The following is a 20,730-nucleotide window of genomic DNA, read 5'->3' as shown; positions in this document are numbered from 1 at the left end:
GCTACTCGCTTACTCTTTGATGGCCCAAAACGCCATGTCCAAGCCCGGAAACTCGCCACCGACATGGAAAGCGAAGCCGCCCGAGGTGAGCACTTGTTTCCAGAATTCGCTGCTGCGGTCGAGCCGGAAATAGATGAAATCGGCCTGATAGGGGATCTCGCGCGGCGCCACCGGCAGCGCGCTGACCCCGATGCCGGGCAGATGATGGTTGACGAACTGCGCGATACGCTCGACCGGACCGATCTTGACCTGGGTCGGAAAGCGGGCGCGCAGCAGGTCGGTCGCCATGTCGGCGCGGACCGCCAGAATGAAGGTGGCCTTGGTCAGCAACGGGCGTTCGCGGTCGGTGATGATGGCCACCCGGATGCCGTACTGGCGTTCTTCGATCGGAATGCGGATGGCCGCCTGCTCTTCGACCAGACTGAGCGAGCGGCGCAGCTCACCGATCAGGGCGCCGAAGGTTTTTTGCAGGTCGTCGTGGTCGTAGGCGGGGAACGGCGGCGGCCGGCGCTTGGTTTTGCCGGTGAAGGTGGACATTTCGCCGGCCAGTTGCAGGGCGATCTGGTAGAACGTTTCCGGATGCAACCCCTGCATGGAGGCCAGATGGGCGAATAGCGGTTCGAAGCGGTTGACGGTCTGCAGGCGCAAGAACTGGGCGATGTCCACGCCCGCGCCACGCGCCGTGCCCGCCCCCGTCACTCGTTCGGCCAGGGCGTCGCCGCGTTGATGCAGCAGCCCGAGTATTTCGGTGGCGAAACCGAGCAGCACCGGTACGCCGCGGCAGTCCAGGCAGGGCGGCAGGTAGTCGGGGTCCAGCACCACCGTCTGATCGGGTCGCTTTTCCTGCACCCGGGCGATGCCGATGCAGGTGTGCTCGCTGGAGTCGCGGGTGTCGAGGAATAGCCGTAGCCGGCGCTCGCCGGTTTCGACGAAGGCGCTGTTGTTGGCGGTGTCGACGTTGTTGTCCCGCACCTCGCGGGCCACGGCCCGGTAGCGGGTGGCGGTGTCTTGTTGCTGCTCGCCGCGTTCCACGTCGGCCATGCCGGTCCGCCGCAGCGGCAGGGCCAGCATGACCCGGGTGTCGCGCACGTCGGCGTCGATCGTCAACGGCGCGGGTGGCGGATCGTGGTCGGGAATGCTGAACGGCGTGCCGTCGGGCAACAGACCGGAGGCGGTGGTGATGGCGATTTTGCCCAGGGCCAGCGCCTCCCGATCCAGAGCCAGTTCGGCGATACCCCAGTCGTAGGGGCGCAGATGGTGGCAGGATTGCCGGACCACGGCTTCGAAATAGCGGTCCTGTTGTTGGAAGTGCTGGGGGCGTAGGAACATCCCCTCGGACCACACAACTTTACTGTACCAACTCATGGCGGAATCGCTCGTTGTATCGTTTCGTTAAGAGTGGGGGTCGCCGTTTTTTCTAAAGCCTAGCATTCAAACCGCGCAACGACAGTAATGGGTCGGATCGGGAACGCGAAGATCAGTGTTCACCCAACCGTTCTTCGTAGGCACGGGCAAATTCGTCGCCAAACAGCTCGTTGAAATCGTCCTCGGCCTCTCGGGCGATGGTTCGATATTCGGTCGTAAACAGATCCCAGTACTTAGCTTTGCGGTTGCCCGGCCAGAGGTTATCGAGCACGCTCTGTTCGAGCCGGGTTTCCAGATTTCCCGGATCGAACCGTTCGAGAAGGCGGGCCAGAGCGGCCTGAATCCCGGCCATGACCGCCAGTTGGTGGGCCTTGATGTCGTTGAAGCCCTCGCGCACCGCCTGCACTGGCGACATGTAGGCGTCTTTCTGTCGGACCAGCAACAGGGTCATCACCTGTTCGGGGCTGAGCGGCGGTTGGCCCGGCGAGGTCTTGAGCGGGTTGTTTTCGATGGGACCGATAGTGGTGCGATGCAGGCGGAACTCGCCTTTGACATCGCCACGGGCGAGCAGAACTTCCACCAGGCCCTGCACGGTTTCGCGGAAGATCTCGCCCAGGGTGCGCATGCAGTCGGGCAGTTGTTCGGCTGTCAGTTGCAGGTGCGGCAGGTCGGCGCCCTCCAGAAAGGCACGAATCAGGACATCGATGTCCGGCCCGGTCGGTTGAGCGGTGGGACGGGGTTCGGGCCGCGCTGGCCGCGCGGGGGGTTGCACTGGCGGTGGCGCGGGTATTTCCGGGACGGGCCGCGCGGGGGGTTGCACTGGCGGTGGCGCGGGTATTTCCGGGACGGACCGTGCGGGGGGTTGCACTGGCGGTGGCGCGGGTTGGGCGGCGGGGGAAGGGGTCGACCACCAGTCTTCCGGGATCAGCGGCTCGGCGCTTTCCCCCGGACGCTCGCCGGCCACCGGCGGTATTTCTGGCGGCGCTTCCGGTGGCGGTGCAAGGATATCGGGAAACGGTTGAGCTGGGGGTTCCATCTCAGCCTGTGCCGCGGACGGTTCGTCCGTTGGTTCCGATCCGGGTTCGAACGGTGGGGGTGTTATTTCTGGAATTGGCGAGGGCGGTGTTTCGGGGATCAGCGCCGGCGGTTCGAAGGAAGCCCGTTCCGGTTCCATCAAATCGGAAGGCGGTTCGGTGACCACCGCTGCCTTGCCCGGCTTCCCCGGAGCCTGACGTAGGCCCAGGCCATCCCTGCCCTCGGTCATAATGTCGCCGAAGGACGGTTTGATCATGCTGTCGGGGCCGCCGCCCAATTCCGCGGTGCCAGAGGCGGGCATCAGGTCTGAAATCGGCACGGCCTCGGTGATCGGCCCTTCCGGTTGGATTTTCGCTGGTTCGGCGGCTTCGGATAGCAGGGCGACCGCGATCTCGTATTCGCCCAGAACGAAATGGTCGCCATCTTTCAGCCTGACCATCTGGTTGCGGCCGACGCGCTGTTCGGAATCGTTGAGATAGACGCCGTTGGTGCTGGTGTCGGTCAGGAAGTAGCCACCATCCTGATAGTGGAGGGTGCAATGCCGGCCGGACAGGATGCGTTCCGGGTCTTGCAGGACCCAGTCGCTTTGCGCCGCCCGGCCGATGCTGATCGACCCGCGGTCGAGCGTCTTGGTGGTTTCCTGACCGGGAGAGAGCCGCTGAAAGCTGGTGATGGTCAATCGCAAGGGCATAACGCAATTTCCGTTGGCAGGGAGGTCCGCTGAGGTCATTTGGGCGGAGTTCATCAAACCAATCGCATAAGTTCATTAGATTTCAGTCTATACCGCCCAGGGTAATCGCGCCAAGCAGGGCTATACTTGAAAATCGACAATCGATGAAGAGGCGCACGACCGATGAGTGTGATCGAAATCGAAACATTGCTGAGCGATATCGCCGCCGATACACCATGCGGCGAGGATCTTGAATACGACCCCTTATTCGCCGAGATGGAAAAACTGGCGCAGGAAACGCCCGAGCGTCAGTACGGCGACACGATTATTCCGGCCGAGCCGCCCGACTGGCGCGGCGTCAAGAAAGCCGCCCTGACCCTGCTGGAGCGTACCCGGGATCTGCGGGTGGCGGTCTACCTGGCCCGAGCTTTGTTGCAGAGCGATGGCTTTCCGGGTTTTGCCGAGGGCTTGGCCCTGGTGGAGGGTCTGATCGAGCGCTACTGGGATGGCGTTTATCCGCTGCTCGACCCGGACGACGACAACGATCCGACCCTGCGGATCAACACGATCGTGGCGCTGTGCGATTCGGAAACCACCCTGCGCGACCTGCGGGAGACGCCGCTGGTCAGTTCCCGCACCCTGGGGCGGTTCAGTCTGCGCGACGTCCAGGTCGCCACGGGCGCGCTGACGCCGGTGGCGGGCGACGACGAGGAGCTGCCGACCCAGAGCCGGCTCGACGCCGCGTTCCAGGATGCCGATCTGGAGGTGTTGCAGCTCACCACCGAAGCGGTCGCCGATGCCTTCGACCGGGTCGGGCGCATCGAAGCGACGCTGACCGATCAGGTGGGGGTGACCCAGGCGCCGGACATGAGCGATCTGACCGGGGTTCTGAAGGAGGTCCGGCAGGTATTGACGGAGCAACTGCAGCGGCGCGGAGTGAGTTCGACCGGCGAAGCCGAGGGGCAGGCCGAGTCGGAGGAAGGAGCGGCGTTTGGCGCCGCGGTGGCGGGACAGCGCTTGGTGGTGGGCGATATCGCCAGCCGCGAAGACGTGATTCGCATGTTGGATAAGATTTGCGACTATTTCTCTCGCCATGAACCCTCCAGCCCCGTACCGTTTTTACTAAAACGTGCTAAGAATTTAGTCACCAAGGACTTTATGGAGATCATGCTTGATCTTGCACCGGGAGGGACCGAACAGGCTAACCTGATTTTCGGCCTGCAGAACGAGAGTTCCAGCGAATACGGCTAACGGGCCGGATCGCCGCTGGGTAAGGTAACAGACCACACGCTTCCGAATTCCAGAGAGGTAATTTTCCGATGGCGATGAGCAGCCAGAAATTTATCGCCCGTAACCGGGCGCCGCGCGTACAGATCGAGTACGACGTTGAGGTGTATGGCTCGCAGAAGAAGGTACAACTGCCGTTCGTAATGGGCGTGATGGCCGACCTGTCCGGAAAGCCGGTCGATCCGCTGGCGCCAGTGGCCGAGCGCAAGTTCCTCGAAGTCGACGTGGATAATTTCGATAGCCGCATGAAAGCCATGAAGCCGCGCGCGGCGTTTCGGGTTCCCAACTCGCTTACCGGCGAAGGCGAGTTGAGCGTGGATCTGACCTTCGAGAGCATGGACGATTTCTCTCCGGCCGCCGTGGCCCGCAAGGTCGATGCCTTGAATCAGTTGCTGCAGGCGCGCGAGCAACTCACCAATCTGATGACCTATATGGACGGCAAGACCGGCGCCGAGGATCTGATCGCCAAGGTGCTGAACGATCCGACTCTGTTGCAAGCTCTGGCGTCCGCGCCCAAACCCGAGGGCGAAGCGCCCGCCGCCGAGGAGTGATGAACCATGGCCGAAACCGACACGAACGCCCAGGCCCAGCCCGAAGCCCAAACCGAAACGGTGGAAGCCAGCGAGTTTGGCTCGCTGTTGCAGCGGGAATTCAAGCCTAAATCCGATCAGGCCAAGCAGGCGGTCGAGAATGCCGTCCACACCTTGGCCGAGCAAGCCTTGCAGCATACGACGCTGATTTCCAGGGACGTGCTCAAGTCCATCGAGTCGATGATCGCCGCCATCGACCGCAAGCTGAGCGAACAGATCAATCTGATCATGCACCATTCGGAGTTCCAGCAACTGGAGGGCGCTTGGCGCGGATTGAGCTACCTGGTTAACAATACCGAAACCGACGAGATGTTGAAGATTCGGGTGATGAACATCTCTAAGAAGGAGTTGGCAAAAAATCTTAAAAAATTCAAAGGGGTTGCCTGGGACCAAAGCCCGCTGTTCAAGAAAGTCTACGAAGAAGAGTACGGCCAGTTCGGCGGCGAACCGTTCGGTTGCCTGGTGGGTGACTACTACTTCGACCATAGCCCACCGGATGTCGAATTGTTGCGGGGAATGTCGCAGATCGCCGCTGCTTCTCACACGCCGTTCATCGCCGCCGCCGCGCCCACGGCCATGCAGATGGATTCCTGGCAGGAATTGAGCAATCCGCGCGATCTCACCAAGATCTTCCAGACTCCGGAATATGCTGCTTGGCGGTCGCTGCGCGAATCGGAGGATTCCCGTTACATTGGCTTGGCCATGCCGCGATTTCTGGCGCGCCAGCCCTACGGGGCCAAGTCCGATCCAGTCGAGGAGTTCGATTTCGAGGAAGACGTGGAAGGCGCCGACCACAACAAATATACCTGGGCCAATTCGGCCTATGCGATGGCCACCAACATTACCCGGGCGTTCAAGATGTATGGCTGGTGTACCCGGATTCGCGGCATCGAATCCGGCGGCGCGGTGGAGAATCTGCCGACCCATACCTTCCCGACGGATGACGGTGGCGTGGACATGAAGTGTCCCACCGAAATCGCCATCAGCGACCGGCGCGAGGCGGAGTTGGCCAAGAACGGATTCATGCCGCTGATCCACAAGAAGAACAGTGACTTCGCGGCTTTTATCGGTGCCCAGTCGCTGCAAAAGCCGGCCGAGTACGATGATCCGGACGCCACCGCCAACGCCAATCTGTCGGCCCGCTTGCCCTATCTGTTCGCGACCTGCCGCTTCGCCCACTACCTGAAATGCATGGTGCGCGACAAGATCGGCTCGTTCAAGGAACGCGATCAGTTGCAACTCTGGTTGCAGGAATGGATTTACAACTATGTGGACGGCAATCCCGCCATTTCCAGCGACGAGACCAAGGCCATGAAACCCTTGGCCGCCGCCGAGGTGGTGGTGGAGGAGGTGGAAGGCAATCCAGGCTACTACACTTCAAAGTTCTTCCTGCGCCCCCACTATCAGTTGGAAGGGTTGACCGTGTCGCTACGCCTGGTCTCCAAACTGCCTTCGATCAAGGGAGCTTAGGTCGAAAAAGCTTGAAATCTGGACGGGTCAGAATGGACTCCAAGGGCTCGTTCTGATCCGTTCGCAGGAAGAAAATGGAAACAAGTTGCTTAGAAACAGTGGCTTGTATTTTGGCACACAAGGTGCATTATCTAGATCGACGACGGAACTTCCAGTCTTTTACGCCCAAGGCCGGGCGGGAAAGGCGCCGTTGCTCGCAGGGGCGGGGTAACCCGCCGGCAGTTTCCATACCCACATCGAGAGGATACGACCATGGCTGATGCATTTTTGAAAATTGGCGACGTGAAGGGCGAATGCAAGGATCACGAATTCAAGGAATGGATCGAGGTGTTGAGCTGGAGCTGGGGCGCCAGCCAGATGGGCACCGCCGGGCACGGCGTCGGCCTGGGCGCCAGCAAGGTCAGTTTGCAGGACTTCAGCTACACCATGCACTTCTGCGCCGCTTCGCCCGAACTGCTGCTGTCGTGCTGCTCGGGCCACCACTACCCCGAGGCTACCCTGGTGATGCGCAAGCCGACCGGCAAGGACGGTGGGCAGAAGAAGTTCCTGGAGTTCAAGTTCAAGGACGTGCTGGTCAGCAGTTATCAGACTGGTGGCAGCGACGGCGCCGGCCTGCCGGTCGAGAGCCTGTCGTTGAACTTCACCAACTTGACTCAGGAATACTTCACCCAGGATGAGAAGGGCGCGACCAAGTCGGCCGGCAAGGCCGGCTGGGATGTCAAGACCAACAAGAAGGTCTGACGACAAGGCGCGTTCGGTCCGGGGCCCAGACGCGGATTCCGCGCATTCGGACGCTTGTTCGGTCCGGGTGCGCGGTGTTTTTCATTCCCAACCAGTGGGATATGCCGTTTATGCAAGCCGAGCAAAGTGTACGCGAAGGCCGTTTGCAGGACGCCCTGGCCGAGTTGCAGGCGCAGGTGCGCAAAGAGCCCGCCAACGCCAAATACCGTATCTTCCTGTTTCAGTTGCTGGCGGTGCTGGGGCAATGGGAGCGGGCGTCGAACCAGTTGAACGTACTGGAGGAGATGGACCCCGAATCCCTGCCGATGGTGCAGACTTACCGCGAAGCCATCCGCTGCGAATTATTGCGCGCCGAGGTGTTCGCCGGTCGTCGTTCGCCGCTGATTTTCGGCGATCCCGAACCCTGGATGGCGTTGTTGTTGGAGGCGTTGCAGTTGACCGCCGGCGGCCATCATGCCCAGGCCCAAGTGGCGCGCGACCAGGCATTTGAGGGCGCGGCGGCGACCTCGGGAACCCTGGATGGCCAGCCGTTCGAGTGGCTCGCCGACGCCGACCCGCGGCTGGGGCCGATGCTGGAGGCCGTAATCAACGGCCGCTACTACTGGATCCCCTGGCAGCGGATCCGCACGCTCGCGCTCGAACAGCCCAGCGACCTGCGCGACTATGTCTGGATGCCCGCCGGTTTCACCTGGGCCAACGGCGGCGAAGCCGTGGGCCTGATTCCGTCACGCTATCCCGGCTCGCAGGCCAGCGCCGATCCACAGCTGCAACTGGGCCGCAAGACCGAGTGGCTGGAGCAGGAGAGCGGGATCTATCTGGGCATCGGACAGCGCCTGTTGGCCACCGATCAAAACGAATATTCGCTGCTCGATATTCGGCGGATCGATCTGAACACCCCGGAAGCCCCACCGCAAGAGACAGATTCCGGCGATGGCTGAACTCACGCCCAGGGAGCGGCTGCAACCTTCGCTGTTGGATCGCCTGACCGACGACGAGCCGTACCAGCAGCAGGAATCGCGCGACAAGCGAGTGCTGTCCACGAACCGTTTGCGCGAGTGCGTGCTGCGCGATCTGGCTTGGCTGTTCAACACCAGCCGGATGCCGGATGACCGCGAAATCGAGCGTTATCCCTTCGCCGCCCGGTCGACCCTCAATTTTGGCTTGCCGCCGCTGGCTGGGGTGACGGCCCGTAGTTTGGACGTGGATGGGCTGGAGCTCATTCTGCGCCAGGTGATCATGGATTTCGAACCGCGCATCCTGCGCAATTCGTTGCGGGTGCGCGCGTCGTTTACCGAGGAGCGCATGAGCCATAATGCCCTGACCTTCGAGATCGAAGGGGAGTTGTGGGGGCAGCCCATGCCCATACAATTATACTGGAAAACCGAGATCGACCTGGAAAGCGGTCAGGTCAAGGTCGAGGAAGCCAGTCGGACGAGGGAGCACTGATGGATCCCCGTCTGCTCGAATACTACAACCGGGAACTCCAGCACTTGCGCGAGCTGGGCGGGGAATTCGCCCGCGAGTTCCCGAAGATCGCCGGGCGGTTGGGGTTGGAGGGGTTCGAGTGCGCCGATCCCTATGTCGAGCGGTTGCTGGAGGGTTTCAGCTTCCTGGCGGGGCGGGTGCAGCTCAAGATGGATGCCGAGTTCCCGCGGTTCACCCAGCACTTGCTGGAGATCGTCTACCCGCACTATCTGGCGCCGACGCCGTCGATGCTGGTGGCCCACTTCCAGCCGGACCCGACCGAAGGCGCGCTCGAACAGGGGTTCGTGATCCCTCGCGACAGCCAATTGCACAGCCAGCTCGGCAAGGGCGATCAAACGCCCTGCGAGTACCGGACCGCCCATGACGTGACGCTATGGCCGCTGGAACTGACCGAGGCGCAATATTTCGCCGGTAAGGAACCAGTGGCGCAGCTCGATCTGCCGGATCTGGCCAAGGTCCGCGCCGGCATCCGGTTGCGCCTGCGCACGACGCTGCCGGGTCTGCCCTTCAACAAGCTGGCACTGAGCGAGTTGCCACTCTACCTGCACGGCAGCGAGGCCGTGCCGTCCCGGCTGTACGAGCAGTTGCTGGCCAACGTGGTGATGGTGGTGGCGCGGCCCGGCCAGCGGCCGGCACCCTGGCACGAAGTCGTGGCCAAGCACGAAATCCGGCGGCTCGGCTTCGAGGATGAGCAGGCCCTGCTGCCCTGCACACCGCCCTCGTTTCAGGGCTACCGGCTGTTGCAGGAGTACTTCTCCTTCCCGCAGCGCTATCTGTTCGTGGAACTGGGTGGCCTGGGGCCGGCGGTGCGCCGCTGCGCGGATCGCGAGCTGGAAGTATTGATCCTGCTCAACCGCGACGATCGGGCGCTGGAAAACGTGGTGGCGGCGGAAAATTTCGCCCTGTTCTGCGCGCCCGCGATCAATTTGTTTCCCAAGCGGGCCGACCGTATTCACCTGAGCGATCAGGTGGCCGAACATCACCTGGTGCCAGACCGCACCCGGCCGATGGATTTCGAGGTTTACCAGATCAACGAGGTTACCGGGATTGGTTCCGAAGGCGAAGAACAGGAATTTCTCCCGTTCTACGCCAGCTACGATCGGATCGACCAGCGCCAACAGCGTTCCTACTACACCCAGCACCGATTGCCGCGCCTATTGTCCAGGCAGCAGCGGCGCGATGGGCCGCGTTCGAGTTACGTGGGCAGCGAAGTTTTTCTGTCGCTGGTCGATGCCGACGAGGCGCCGTATCGCGGCAACCTGCGGCAACTGGCGGTCACCACCTGGTGCACCAACCGCGATTTGCCCCTGCTCATGCCGATCGGGCGGGGCGATACCGACTTCACGCTGGCCTCCGGGGCGCCGGTCGGCGCCGTGCGCTGTTTGGCCGGACCCACCCGGCCGTGGCCTTCCCACGCGCACGGCGACACCGCTTGGCGGCTCATCAGTCATCTGTCCCTGAACTATCTGTCGCTGGCCGATACCGACGCCCGTCAGGGCGCCGTGGCGCTGCGGGAGTTGCTGGCGCTGTATGGCAACCTGGCGGAAATGACCGTCCGCCGGCAGGTCGATGGAGTCTGCTCGGTGCGGGCCACACCGGTGACCCGGCGCGCGCCGATTCCCGGTCCGATCGCCTTCGCCCGCGGCCTGGAAGTGACCTTGACGCTGGATGAGGCCGCCTTTGAAGGGGTGGGCATCCTGCTGTTGGGCGCGGTGCTGGAGCAGTTTTTCGCCAAGTACGCTTCCATCAATTCCTTCACCGAAACGGTCGTTAGATCGACCGAGCGGGGCGAGATCATTCGATGGCCAGCCCGGATCGGACGCAGGCATACGCTGTAGCTCTGTTCGAGGCGCTACAGCACAAGCCGTATACCTTCCATTTCTTCCAGGCGCTGCGGCGGCTGGAATGCCTGTACCGCGATAAGCCTCGGCTGGGCAAGGCGACCCGGCTGAGCGATGATCCCGTGCGTCTGGCGCAGGAGCCGTCGATGGCTTTCGCGCCGGCCACGCTGGCGGCCTTCGATCCGGGTGGCGACGGCAAGCCGCCGCGCCTGTTCGAATATTTTCTGGGGTTGTTTGGCCCGCAAGGGCCGTTGCCACTGCATCTGACCGAATACGCGCGCGACCGGTCGCGCAATTTCGACGACCGGACCTTCGCCTGGTTCGCCGATGTCTTCCATCATCGGATGCTCAGCCTGTTCTACCGGGCCTGGGCGGATACCCAACCGACCGTCAGCTTCGACCGGCCGGAAACCGATCGCTTCAATGTCTATGTCGGCGCCCTGTGCGGTTTGGGCATGCCGTCGCTGTGGAATCGGGATGCGGTGCCGGATCTGGCCAAGTTTCATTACGCCGGCCGCCTGGTCGGCCAGACCCGCAACCCCGAGGGCTTGCAGGCGATCCTGGCGGATTTCTTCAAGCTGCCGGTGCTGGTCGAGAGCTTCGTCGGGCACTGGCTGCCGCTGTCCGAGGCCAGTCGCTGCCGGTTGGGGGAAACCCCGGCCACCGGCCTGTTGGGAACGACGGCGGTGATCGGCGAGCGGGTGTGGGACTGCCAGCACAAGTTTCGGGTTGTCATGGGGCCGATGGGCTTGGCGGAATTTCAGCGCTTTTTACCCGGCGGCGCCAGTTTGCGGCGCTTGATCGACTGGGTGCGCAACTACGCCGGCGACGAACTGCTGTGGGATGTCAATCTGATCCTCCGCAAGGAGGAAGTCCCGCCGCTGCGATTGGGCGAGGGGTCGCAGTTGGGCTGGACCACCTGGCTGACCAGCCAGCCGCTGGATCGCGACGCCGATGACCTGAAGCTGGATGCCGTTATCTACTGTACCTGATCTTGAGGTGAAGGGTTAAAGGCGACCGGTTAAAGGTGAGAGCGGTAAAGGGCCGAAGGCTGGCTGGAGACCTCCTCACCTGACCCTGACCCTGACCTTGGCTCTTGACCTCGCGTGTCTACCTGTCAATGCCGCTGGGAGTCTGAACCTATGGCCGAAATCAGTCGTGTCACCGCATTCGGTAAGCTGAACAGTCTGGGCTATAAAGCCATCGAAAGCGCCACCGTTTTCTGCAAGCTGCGTGGGAATCCTTATGTAGAGCTGGTGCACTGGCTGCATCAAATCCTGCAATTGCAGGATTCGGATCTGCACCGGATCATCCAACACTTCAGTTTGAATCCGTCGCGGCTGGCCAAGGATTTCACCGAGGCCCTGGACCGGTTGCCGCGCGGCTCGACGTCGATTTCCGATCTGTCCTCCCATGTCGATGCGGCGGTGGAGAGTGGCTGGGTGTGCGCGACCTTGATGTTCAAGGACGCCCAGGTGCGCACCGGTCACCTGCTGATCGGGATGCTGAGGACGCCGGACCTGCGCAACGTGCTGCTGGCCATCTCGCGCGAATTCGACAAGGTCAAGCTGGACGAACTGGGTGACCGGTTTGGCGATATCGTCGCCGCCTCGCCGGAAACCGGGTTGCGCGCCGCGGACGGTTCCCAGGTCGGCGGCGGCGCGGCGCCCGGCGAGGCCAGCGAGGCCGTGGCGCCGGCGCAGATGGGCAAGCAGGAAGCCCTGCAACGCTTTTCGGTGGATCTGACCGAGCGGGCGCGCAAGGGTGAACTGGACCCCATCGTCGGCCGTGATGAGGAAATCCGTCAGATCGTCGATATTCTGATGCGCCGCCGCCAGAACAACCCGATCCTGACCGGCGAGGCCGGCGTGGGCAAGACGGCGGTGGTCGAAGGTTTCGCCCAACGCATCGCTTCCGGTGATGTGCCGCCGCCGTTGCAGGACGTGACGCTGCGGGTGTTGGACGTCGGCCTCCTCCAGGCCGGGGCCAGCATGAAGGGCGAGTTCGAGAACCGGCTGCGGCAGGTGATCGACGAGGTGCAATCCTCGCCCAAGCCGATCATCCTGTTCATCGACGAGGCCCATACCCTGATCGGCGCTGGCGGCGCGGCCGGTACCGGCGACGCCGCCAACCTGCTCAAGCCAGCGCTGGCGCGCGGTAAATTGCGCACCATCGCCGCCACTACCTGGGCCGAGTACAAAAAGCACATCGAGAAAGATCCCGCGCTGACCCGCCGTTTTCAGGTGGTGCAGGTCGGCGAGCCCAGCGAGGAAAAAACCATCCTGATGATGCGCGGGATGGCCTCGACCATGGAGCAGCATCATCGGGTGCAGATTCTCGACGAGGCGCTGGAGGCGGCGGTCAAGCTGTCGCATCGCTACATCCCGGCCCGGCAGTTGCCGGACAAGGCGGTCAGCCTGCTGGATACCGCCAGCGCCCGGGTGGCGATCAGCCTGCACGCGGTGCCGGCCGAGGTCGAAGACTGCCGCCGCCGCATCGAAGGGCTGAACACCGAACTGGAGATCATCGGTCGCGAGACGGTGGTCGGCATCGATACCGCTCAACGTCAGAACGACGCCACCGAGAAGTTGCAGGCCGAGCAGCTGCGATTGGGGCAACTGGATGCCCGTTGGCAGGAAGAAAAAGGCTTGGTGGACCAGGTTCTGGAACTGCGGGCCAAGCTGCGCGGTGACGGCGGTGCAGTCGATACCTCCTCTGTAACCGAACCCGATCCGGAACGGCAGACCTGGCTGGCGGAGCTGAAGGATCTCCAAACCCGACTGCACGAATTACAGGGCGAAACACCGCTGATTCTGCCCAGCGTGGACGCTCAGGCGGTGGCCTCGGTGGTTGCCGACTGGACCGGCATTCCGGTCGGACGCATGGTCAAGAACGAAATCGAAACCGTGCTCAAGCTGGCCGACATCATCAACCGCCGCATCATCGGCCAGCGCCATGCCCTGGATATGATCGCCCGGCGGATTCAGACCTCGCGCGCTGCATTGGACAACCCCAGCAAGCCGATCGGCGTGTTCATGCTGGCCGGCCCGTCCGGCGTGGGCAAGACCGAGACGGCGTTGGCGCTGGCCGAGGCGCTGTACGGCGGTGAGCAGAACGTCATCACCATCAACATGAGCGAGTTTCAGGAAGCGCACACCGTTTCCACGCTCAAGGGCGCGCCGCCGGGTTATGTCGGCTATGGTGAGGGCGGTGTGTTGACCGAGGCGGTGCGCCGCCGGCCCTACAGTGTGGTGCTGCTGGATGAGGTGGAGAAGGCGCATCACGATGTGCATGAAATCTTCTTCCAGGTGTTCGACAAGGGGTGGATGGAAGATGGCGAGGGGCGGCACATCGACTTTAAAAACACCCTGATCCTGCTAACCACCAACGTCGGTACCGATTTGATCATGGGCATGTGCAAGGACCCGGATTTGTTGCCCGACCCCGATGGCTTGGCCAAGGCACTGCGGGAACCGTTGCTCAAGGTATTTCCGCCGGCGCTGCTCGGCCGGTTGGTGACGATTCCCTATTACCCGCTTAGCGACGAGATGATCGGCGATATCGTGCGCCTGCAATTGGGACGGGTTCAGAAACGGGTTTTGGAGAACCACAAGGTCCCATTCGGCTATGACGACGAGGTGGTGAAGTTGATCGTCAGTCGCTGCACGGAACTGGAGAGCGGTGGGCGAATGGTGGACGCGATTCTGACCAACACCGTGTTGCCGGCGATCAGTCAGGAATTCCTGAATCGGATGGTGGAAGGCAAACCGGTTTCGCGGGTGCAAATTAAGGTCGTGGATGGGGAGTTTGGTTTCGAGTTTGAATGAGAGTGGCTTAGGACTGAAATGAACCGGTCCAGAATGAACTAGAGGAGGTTATTCTGGGCTGGCTCCCCAAGCTAATAGAGCATTAATCAGGATGGAGTTGCTCCGCAGGATAGAGTCGCTTGGGTTGGTATGGAAAGTGCTTTCTATAAAACCAAGTAGCGCATGTTTGCCACAAATGGCATACTGACCTGATTTTTAGGTTTGTGTATTTTGCGCAATTTCAGTTGAGCCAAATGTAAGGAGGTGCTCCTATGGCAACTATGCAGATCAATATTGGTGATCATGTAAGCTCTGAAGCTGGTTATGTTGCTATTCCTGCTGAATATCAGGGCAGCATGCGATGGGCGCGCACAAAAGCGAAGGAGATAGCCAGTAAATTCAATTCGGCCAATGCGTATTTCCGTACCTTACCCGATGGCAAATCGCTCACAGAGTTGCTTGCAGACAATACGATATGGGTGAATTACCATGCCACCATGAATGCCTACGGCGAGACAAATCAAGTCAGCGGTAAAGAGATCGCTATTTCAAGGAGAGCTTTTAGGATTGGTCGTTGGACGGTGCTGGCGACTTTGATTCATGAATTGGCGCATACCGACGGAGCGCCGGGTGGAGCAGACAAACGGGCAGAGCGAGCGGTCCTTGCGTGTAGGTTGGGTAAGCAGTCGGAGTTGACCACTGGAGTTGATGATCCACATACGCCTTACGACCCGAATATTTCGGGGTGATTTGCATTTATCATTTTGACAAGTAAGGATTAATTGCCAGTCTGGCACTAAACATATCACCGGTGGCTGTCTGAAAATACCCCTCTCTTTTTGCAATGCGAAAAGGAGAGGACTTGAACGCTAACTGACAAGAGCATGGCGCTAGGTTGGTAACGGCGGTGGCGGGTTTCAACTGCGTATAAGTGAGGGTGCCATAATATTATGATCACACAAAATTTTTTTTGCAGAGGGGCATTCCTGACCGTTCTCCTGTTGATGTTGCCAACAGTGGGTTTTGCCTGCCGTTGTCCTGGTTCGATTTCACCGATAGCCGCTTATAAACAGGCGGATATCGTGCTGTGGGGCAAGGTGATGGCTGTCAAGGGAGATATTAATAAGGAGGGTGCAACGGCAAGAATCAGCGTATCCAAGGTTTGGAAGAAAAAAATCCAGAATGAAGTGAGTGTATTAACCGCCACGACCTGTGCGTTTGAGTTTCAACTTAATGAAGAATATTTACTCTATCTTTACGAATCTTCGGATGGTAAGTATTACACCACCAAGAAATGTGTTGGTAACCTCCCAATTTCCCAAGCTGAGAAAGCATTGGATTGGTTGAAGCGCCATGGTATGCCAATGGATATCGATTATAAGCCCTGATTTTCAATACCCGGTTTAGTATTTCTCAATCCTTTGATCTCTTGACTTGGGCCATCGAGCCCACAGACAGATGCTGGTTGTACGAATTGAGGCGACGCTGAGAAATTACGATGGAAGCTTATGATTTTGAGTTTTTGAACAGCGATCAGGAACCATGTGCCGTCGTTTTCAAATGGACCGGAGTCTACGCGGGCTTTTTCAAGAATGATCGGCTGTTTGACAGAACCGGACGTTATCTAGGCTGGCGCGACGCCCAAGGTTCGGTATGGAAATACGACGGGGAATGGCTCGGTCAGGTCGTCGAACAAAATTACCTGGCGCGTGACCTGCGGGCGCTATCCCAAAAACGACCGCCACAGGTGCCCTCGGTGTCGGCACTGCCACCGATGCCGCCCGCGCCGCGAGTAGCGCGGGCGGTGCGACCGGGCTGTTGCGACCCCTTGGAAGCTCTGCTGCGAGTGCCGGCACCGGAGGAATTGATTGGCGAGTGGTGTTCCGACGATGAAAGCTTGCGGTTGAGCGAGGACGGCTCTTTTCAGTGGATGGCGATGGAATCGGCAACGGAAGCCGTTGGCCGCTGGGAATTGCGCGGGCAGGAGTTGCTATTGTGCTGGGAAGGCGTCGAAGAACCGGAACGAACCTATTGGGTGATTGAATTCAGCGGGGACTCGCTGCTGCTGCGCTGGATGAGAAAAACCGGCCGCAGCCTTCCCTTCTGGATGCACCGCCGGAGAGCCCAATCAGACATTCGGGACGACGCCGATGAATCGCAAGCAACGTAGGGCGCTCGCCGGCGCGGTGCGCTCGGATGCGCCTGCCAGCGAAGCACAATGGGTCGAGCAAGCGATTGCCATGCAGCGGCAAGGGCAACTTGATGCGGCGGAAGCGCTTTATCGCCAGACACTCCGCCGGAATCCACGGCAGGTCGATGCCCTGCATTTTCTGGGCGTGCTTGCCGCGCAGCGGCGCGATAACGACGGCGCCGTCAAGTTGATCCGCCAAGCGCTCGAATTGAAGCCACGCTATGCGGACGCCCACAATAACCTGGGCAACGTGCTGGCCGCCATGGAGCGGTTCGATGAGGCAGCGGCGGCTTATCGCCAGGCCATTGAGCTGGCGCCCGGCAATCTCGGTGCCCGCTGCAATCTTGGTGTGATGCTGCGGCGGTCCGGCCGGTTCGAGGAAGCGGTAGTGGCCTGTCAGCAGGCGCTTGCCTTGGATCAGCGCTTGCCAGAGGTCCATCTCAACTTGGGCAAGGCGCTGACGATGCTGGAGCGCTATGAAGAAGCGGTGACCGCGCACCGCGAGGCGATCCGACTGCGGCCCGGCCATGCTTCCGCTTATAAGAGTTTGGGTATGCTGTTGTACCGGCTCAATCGCAGCGAGGAAGCCGCCGAATTGTTCCGACGCTGGTTGGAACAAGATCCGGCCAACCCGGTCGCCCGGCATCTGTTGGCGGCGCATTCCGGGCGCGCCGCGCCGGCGCGGGCGGCGGACGATTATGTCCAGGAACTGTTCGATGGCATGGCCGACAGCTTCGACGACCACCTGCGCCGGCTGGAATATCGGGCGCCGGAGTTGATTGCTCGGGAAGTCGGCACGGCGCTGGGCGTGCCGACCCAGTCGCTGGAGATATTGGACGCCGGTTGCGGCACGGGGCTTTGTGGGCCGCTGTTGCGTCCTTACGCCCGCCGTTTGGTCGGAGTCGATCTGTCGCCGCGCATGGTGGAGCGCGCGCGGGCGCGGGGGGGTTACGACGAATTGGCGGTCGCGGAGCTGACCGCGTTCCTCACCGCCCGACCAGCGTCTCATGACCTGATCGTGTCGGCGGATACTCTGATTTATTTTGGCAATCTGCGGCCGGTGTTGGTCGCCGCCGCCGCCGCCCTGCGGCCCGAGGGTTGGCTGGCGTTTACCGTGGAGCGAGGCGAGGGTGGGGAAGCGGAGGAGTTCCTGCTGGATCGCAGCGGTCGCTACCGCCATGCCGAAGCCTATCTGCGCCGAGAACTGGTCCGGGCCGGCATGGCGATCGAAACTCTGGAAACCGTGGATTTACGTCTGGAAGGCGGCCAACCGGTCGTCGGGTTCCTGGTGCTGGCGCGCAAGCTCTTGCCAGTGACAGAGGTTGAAACGTGGTCGAGGCAAGCTTGAGGAGGCGCCAGTGAGCGACAATGCTAAGAAGTTGGATCAAACGTCTGGCGGCGATTTGCGGACCACGGTGGTGGCCGGATGGTTTGATCAGGCGATGACACGGCATCGCCAGGGCGATCTGACCCAGGCGCAGGTATTTTACCAGCGGGTGCTCGATGCCCAGCCCGATCACCCGGAAGCCTTGAATTTTCTGGGAATTCTCATGCAGCAACGGGGGCAATCGACCCAGGCGGAACAGTTCATTCGCCGGGCCATCCGCAACGCGCCCGATTATGCGGCGGCATATACCAATCTGGGCAACGTGCTGATCGTCCAGAAGCGCTACGAAGATGCTATCGCCGCCTACCGGCAGGCGACCATTTACAGAGCGGATGAGGTGGAAGCCTGCGTGAATATGGGCGCGGTGCTCAGGGGGTTGGGGCGGCTGCCGGAAGCGCTGGAGGCGTACCGCCAGGCCAGCGAGCGGCGCCCCGCAAGCGCTGAAATCCACCACCGCCTCGGCCTGGTGCTGGCCGAGTTGGGGCAGTTTGAAGAAGCGATTGTCGCCCAGGAGGCCGCGCTGCGCTGCGATGCCGGCCACGAGGAGGCCATCGAGCAGTTGGGTGGCTTACTGCATCGCATGGGACGGTCCGAAGACGCACGGATGGTGTTGGGCAACGCCGTGTTCCAATTGGGAGATAGCAAGGCCGCGCTGAATTTGCTGCAATTCTGGCTACGGTTGATGCCGGACGATCCGATCGCCCAGCATCGCTTGGCGGCCTGGTTCGGGCAGGATCAGACGCCGGTACGCGCTTCCGATGCCTACGTGACGTATCTGTTCGATCGGTATGCGGAGGGGTTCGACCAGCATTTGGTGCAGGAGTTGAACTATCAGGCGCCGGCGGTCATCGCGGAGCGGATCGCCGAAGTGTTGGGTACGCCCGCCGCCGGTCTGGATGTTCTGGACGCTGGCTGCGGCACCGGTTTGTGCGCGCCGCTGTTGCATCCCCATGCCCGCCATCTGGTCGGTGTGGATCTGTCGCCGCGCATGTTGGACAAGGCACGCGAGCGAGGTGGTTATGATGAGTTGGTCGTCGCCGAGCTGACCGCGTTTCTGGCGAGGCGGCTCCAAGCCTACGACCTGATCGTTTCGGCCGATACGCTGGTGTATTTCGGGGCGTTGGAAGCGGTGTTCGCCGCCGCCGCCGCCGCCTTGCGCCCTGGTGGTTGGTTGGCGTTTACGGCGGAAGCCGTGACGGGGGATGCGCCGCCGGGCGGATTTCGCATCAATCACAGTGGCCGTTATTGCCATGCGGCCGAGTATTTGCGGCAGGCCTTGGCGGAAGCAGGCCTGGAAATCCACTCGATGACGACAGCCACGCTGCGGCGGGAATGTGACCAGCCCATGATGGGTTATGTGGTGCTGGCCCGCCAGTCCGTCGCCCCGATCAGCTAACCGCTGGATTCTTGTCATCGGCAAGACTATCTTGACAAGCTCTCGGCGCGCGCGGCGGCCGGCAACTCGCCGGCCGCCGCGCGTCGCCTTTTTTCCCATCCCGAGGAGGCGGTTTTGATGGTCGAGTTCGATGACGTGCGGCAGTTGGTCGGCGAAATATTGCAGTTGGGAGATCGGGTCCTGCGGCTCGGCCCGGATACGCCGCTGCTGGGGAGCATCCCGGAGTTCGACTCGATGGCGGTGGTGACCTTGATCTATGCCTTGGAGCAGCAGTTCGATATTGAGGTTGCTGACGACGAGATTAGTGCCGAAACCTTCGAAACCTTGGGCAAGGTCCATGAGTTTGTCCGCGGCAAGGTTACGGCGGGGGGGTGAGCGCTGTCGCTTCCACCAGGCGGGTGCCTGAGTCGCTCCACCGTGTTGCCAGAAACTCGGGAATCCTTTGTTCCAGCCAATATTCCGCCCGCCACGGCCAGCGCCCGGCAACGAAGCCGACATGACCGCCGCGCGGGCCGAGTTTCAGCCGCACGCAGGACGAAAGCTCGCTGGCGTCCGGTACCGCTTCCGGCCGCATGAAGGGGTCATCCAGGGCGTGCAGGATCAGGGTCGGAACGCGGATGTGCCGCAGGTAAGGCCGGCAACTGGCCTGGGTGTAGTAGTCATGGACGCCGGCATAACCGTGCAGGGGCGCGGTGATCCGGTCGTCGAAGGCGTAGAAATCCCGTAGCGTCGTCAGTTCGTCCAAGGGCATGGGAGCATCCGAGCGGTGCCGGAATTTGTTGCGGTAGCTTTTTTTCAGCGCGCGCAACAGGTATGCCTGATAAAGCCGCGAAAAACCCTGGTTCAGCCGCCGCGCGGTCGTGTCGAGCACGAAGGGAACCGATACCGCAACCGCTGCGTGCAAGGGATTATCGGTTCCGGTTTCCCCCAGCCACTTGAGCAGGGCGTTGCCGCCCAGCGAGTAGCCGATGGCGGCCAGGAGCGTGGTGGGCTCGTTTTGGCGCAGCCAGGTCGCCACATGGTCGATGTCGGCGGTATCGGCGGCGCAATAGCCGCGCGCCAGCCGGTTGGGCTGGCCGCCGCGGCCGCGAAAGTGCATCACCACTGCTCGCCAGCCGCGCCGGGCGATGGCCGCCAGCAGGCCGAGCGCGTAATGAGAAGCGCTGGAGCCTTCCAAACCGTGCAGGATCAGCACGATCGGTCCCCGTCCGCCGGGGAGCCAGTCCAGATCCAGAAAATCGCCGTCGGGCAATTCCAGGCGTTCGCGCCGTAGAGGCAAACGGGGCCGGCGTCGGCACAGCACCGGCCACAGCGTTTGAGCATGCGGGCCGGGTAACCACCATGCCGGGCAAAAATTGGCGGATTGCATGAGGTGATAAGCGGATCGCGGGATGGATAAGGAGATCAGAGCGGGTTTGGCGCTGGTGACCGAGAGCGCTGTTAGGGTCGATCAACCAGTTGATCAG

At 61.6% G+C, this 20,730-nt stretch carries 18 protein-coding genes; 15 read left to right on the top strand and 3 right to left on the bottom strand.

Annotated elements, in window-relative coordinates:
* Positions 1 to 9 precede the first annotated feature (9 nt).
* Both tssK and tagH read right to left on the bottom strand, forming a co-directional pair.
* The gene (gene tssK, locus IPM89_07550) at positions 10 to 1,365 is read right to left on the bottom strand and encodes a type VI secretion system baseplate subunit TssK (GenBank protein ID QQS55624.1); all 1,356 of its coding nucleotides are present in this window, start codon (positions 1,363 to 1,365) and stop codon (positions 10 to 12) included.
* A gap of 112 nt (positions 1,366 to 1,477) precedes the next feature.
* The gene (tagH, locus tag IPM89_07545; GenBank protein QQS55623.1) at positions 1,478 to 3,091 is read right to left on the bottom strand and encodes a type VI secretion system-associated FHA domain protein TagH; all 1,614 of its coding nucleotides are present in this window, start codon (positions 3,089 to 3,091) and stop codon (positions 1,478 to 1,480) included.
* Between the two features lie 162 nt (positions 3,092 to 3,253).
* Between tagH and tssA the strand changes: the two genes are divergently transcribed.
* The 15 genes from tssA (at position 3,254) to IPM89_07470 (ending at position 19,639) form a co-directional block, all read left to right on the top strand.
* Positions 3,254 to 4,321, top strand: coding sequence for a type VI secretion system protein TssA (gene tssA, locus IPM89_07540; protein QQS55622.1), 1,068 nt, complete (start codon positions 3,254 to 3,256; stop codon positions 4,319 to 4,321).
* 68 nt (positions 4,322 to 4,389) lie between these two features.
* The gene (gene tssB, locus IPM89_07535) at positions 4,390 to 4,908 is read left to right on the top strand and encodes a type VI secretion system contractile sheath small subunit (GenBank protein QQS55621.1); all 519 of its coding nucleotides are present in this window, start codon (positions 4,390 to 4,392) and stop codon (positions 4,906 to 4,908) included.
* 6 nt (positions 4,909 to 4,914) lie between these two features.
* Positions 4,915 to 6,417, top strand: a complete 1,503-nt coding sequence (gene tssC, locus IPM89_07530; protein QQS55620.1) for a type VI secretion system contractile sheath large subunit — start codon at positions 4,915 to 4,917, stop codon at positions 6,415 to 6,417.
* A 252-nt stretch (positions 6,418 to 6,669) separates the two neighbouring features.
* The gene (locus IPM89_07525; protein ID QQS55619.1) at positions 6,670 to 7,158 is read left to right on the top strand and encodes a type VI secretion system tube protein Hcp; all 489 of its coding nucleotides are present in this window, start codon (positions 6,670 to 6,672) and stop codon (positions 7,156 to 7,158) included.
* Between the two features lie 110 nt (positions 7,159 to 7,268).
* A complete protein-coding gene (locus IPM89_07520) occupies positions 7,269 to 8,096 on the top strand; it encodes a tetratricopeptide repeat protein (protein QQS55618.1) in 828 nt (275 codons plus the stop codon).
* Positions 8,089 to 8,604: a type VI secretion system baseplate subunit TssE gene (gene tssE / locus IPM89_07515; GenBank protein QQS55617.1), complete on the top strand. Its 516-nt coding sequence runs from the start codon at positions 8,089 to 8,091 to the stop codon at positions 8,602 to 8,604. The genes IPM89_07520 and tssE overlap by 8 nt, the downstream gene beginning before the upstream one ends.
* Positions 8,604 to 10,481 (top strand): type VI secretion system baseplate subunit TssF, encoded by a 1,878-nt coding sequence (gene tssF, locus IPM89_07510; protein QQS55616.1) that lies wholly within the window; start codon positions 8,604 to 8,606, stop codon positions 10,479 to 10,481. The genes tssE and tssF overlap by 1 nt, the downstream gene beginning before the upstream one ends.
* Entirely contained in the window at positions 10,445 to 11,476 is a 1,032-nt protein-coding gene (tssG, locus tag IPM89_07505; GenBank protein QQS55615.1) for a type VI secretion system baseplate subunit TssG, read from the top strand. Before tssF ends, tssG begins: the two co-directional genes overlap by 37 nt.
* Positions 11,477 to 11,626: 150 nt before the next feature.
* Positions 11,627 to 14,311 carry a type VI secretion system ATPase TssH gene (gene tssH, locus IPM89_07500; protein QQS55614.1) on the top strand — a complete coding sequence of 895 codons (2,685 nt, stop codon included), beginning with the start codon at positions 11,627 to 11,629 and terminating at the stop codon, positions 14,309 to 14,311.
* Positions 14,312 to 14,562: 251 nt separating this feature from the next.
* Positions 14,563 to 15,039 carry a hypothetical protein gene (locus IPM89_07495; protein ID QQS55613.1) on the top strand — a complete coding sequence of 159 codons (477 nt, stop codon included), beginning with the start codon at positions 14,563 to 14,565 and terminating at the stop codon, positions 15,037 to 15,039.
* Between the two features lie 201 nt (positions 15,040 to 15,240).
* A complete protein-coding gene (locus IPM89_07490; protein QQS55612.1) occupies positions 15,241 to 15,678 on the top strand; it encodes a hypothetical protein in 438 nt (145 codons plus the stop codon).
* A 110-nt stretch (positions 15,679 to 15,788) separates the two neighbouring features.
* A complete protein-coding gene (locus tag IPM89_07485) occupies positions 15,789 to 16,460 on the top strand; it encodes a hypothetical protein (GenBank protein ID QQS55611.1) in 672 nt (223 codons plus the stop codon).
* The gene (locus IPM89_07480) at positions 16,441 to 17,829 is read left to right on the top strand and encodes a tetratricopeptide repeat protein (GenBank protein ID QQS55610.1); all 1,389 of its coding nucleotides are present in this window, start codon (positions 16,441 to 16,443) and stop codon (positions 17,827 to 17,829) included. The genes IPM89_07485 and IPM89_07480 overlap by 20 nt, the downstream gene beginning before the upstream one ends.
* A 10-nt stretch (positions 17,830 to 17,839) precedes the next feature.
* On the top strand, positions 17,840 to 19,264 hold the full coding sequence (locus IPM89_07475; GenBank protein ID QQS55609.1) for a tetratricopeptide repeat protein: 1,425 nt from the start codon (positions 17,840 to 17,842) through the stop codon (positions 19,262 to 19,264).
* Between the two features lie 117 nt (positions 19,265 to 19,381).
* Positions 19,382 to 19,639, top strand: coding sequence for an acyl carrier protein (locus IPM89_07470; GenBank protein QQS55608.1), 258 nt, complete (start codon positions 19,382 to 19,384; stop codon positions 19,637 to 19,639).
* On the opposite strand, the gene IPM89_07465 is transcribed toward IPM89_07470, so the two are convergent.
* Complete coding sequence (locus IPM89_07465) at positions 19,623 to 20,633, bottom strand: hydrolase (protein QQS55607.1); 1,011 nt, start codon at positions 20,631 to 20,633, stop codon at positions 19,623 to 19,625. The two genes, IPM89_07470 and IPM89_07465, sit on opposite strands and share 17 nt — an antisense overlap.
* Between the last annotated feature and the right edge of the window lie 97 nt (positions 20,634 to 20,730).

The organism is Candidatus Competibacteraceae bacterium (assembly GCA_016699715.1).
Taxonomy (GTDB): domain Bacteria; phylum Pseudomonadota; class Gammaproteobacteria; order Competibacterales; family Competibacteraceae; genus Competibacter.
The sequence above is the reverse complement of the archived record's forward strand: the minus strand, read 5'-3'. Positions and strand labels throughout refer to the sequence as shown.

Excerpts from the sequence above, each read along its gene's own strand:
- tssK (QQS55624.1), bottom strand. The coding sequence starts at position 1,365 with ATGAGTTGGTACAGTAAAGTTGTGTGGTCCGAGGGGATGTTCCTACGC.
- tagH (QQS55623.1), bottom strand. The coding sequence starts at position 3,091 with ATGCCCTTGCGATTGACCATCACCAGCTTTCAGCGGCTCTCTCCCGGT.
- tssA (QQS55622.1), top strand. The coding sequence starts at position 3,254 with ATGAGTGTGATCGAAATCGAAACATTGCTGAGCGATATCGCCGCCGAT.
- tssB (QQS55621.1), top strand. The coding sequence starts at position 4,390 with ATGGCGATGAGCAGCCAGAAATTTATCGCCCGTAACCGGGCGCCGCGC.
- tssC (QQS55620.1), top strand. The coding sequence starts at position 4,915 with ATGGCCGAAACCGACACGAACGCCCAGGCCCAGCCCGAAGCCCAAACC.
- IPM89_07525 (QQS55619.1), top strand. The coding sequence starts at position 6,670 with ATGGCTGATGCATTTTTGAAAATTGGCGACGTGAAGGGCGAATGCAAG.
- IPM89_07520 (QQS55618.1), top strand. The coding sequence starts at position 7,269 with ATGCAAGCCGAGCAAAGTGTACGCGAAGGCCGTTTGCAGGACGCCCTG.
- tssE (QQS55617.1), top strand. The coding sequence starts at position 8,089 with ATGGCTGAACTCACGCCCAGGGAGCGGCTGCAACCTTCGCTGTTGGAT.
- tssF (QQS55616.1), top strand. The coding sequence starts at position 8,604 with ATGGATCCCCGTCTGCTCGAATACTACAACCGGGAACTCCAGCACTTG.
- tssG (QQS55615.1), top strand. The coding sequence starts at position 10,445 with ATGGCCAGCCCGGATCGGACGCAGGCATACGCTGTAGCTCTGTTCGAG.
- tssH (QQS55614.1), top strand. The coding sequence starts at position 11,627 with ATGGCCGAAATCAGTCGTGTCACCGCATTCGGTAAGCTGAACAGTCTG.
- IPM89_07495 (QQS55613.1), top strand. The coding sequence starts at position 14,563 with ATGGCAACTATGCAGATCAATATTGGTGATCATGTAAGCTCTGAAGCT.
- IPM89_07490 (QQS55612.1), top strand. The coding sequence starts at position 15,241 with ATGATCACACAAAATTTTTTTTGCAGAGGGGCATTCCTGACCGTTCTC.
- IPM89_07485 (QQS55611.1), top strand. The coding sequence starts at position 15,789 with ATGGAAGCTTATGATTTTGAGTTTTTGAACAGCGATCAGGAACCATGT.
- IPM89_07480 (QQS55610.1), top strand. The coding sequence starts at position 16,441 with ATGAATCGCAAGCAACGTAGGGCGCTCGCCGGCGCGGTGCGCTCGGAT.
- IPM89_07470 (QQS55608.1), top strand. The coding sequence starts at position 19,382 with ATGGTCGAGTTCGATGACGTGCGGCAGTTGGTCGGCGAAATATTGCAG.
- IPM89_07465 (QQS55607.1), bottom strand. The coding sequence starts at position 20,633 with ATGCAATCCGCCAATTTTTGCCCGGCATGGTGGTTACCCGGCCCGCAT.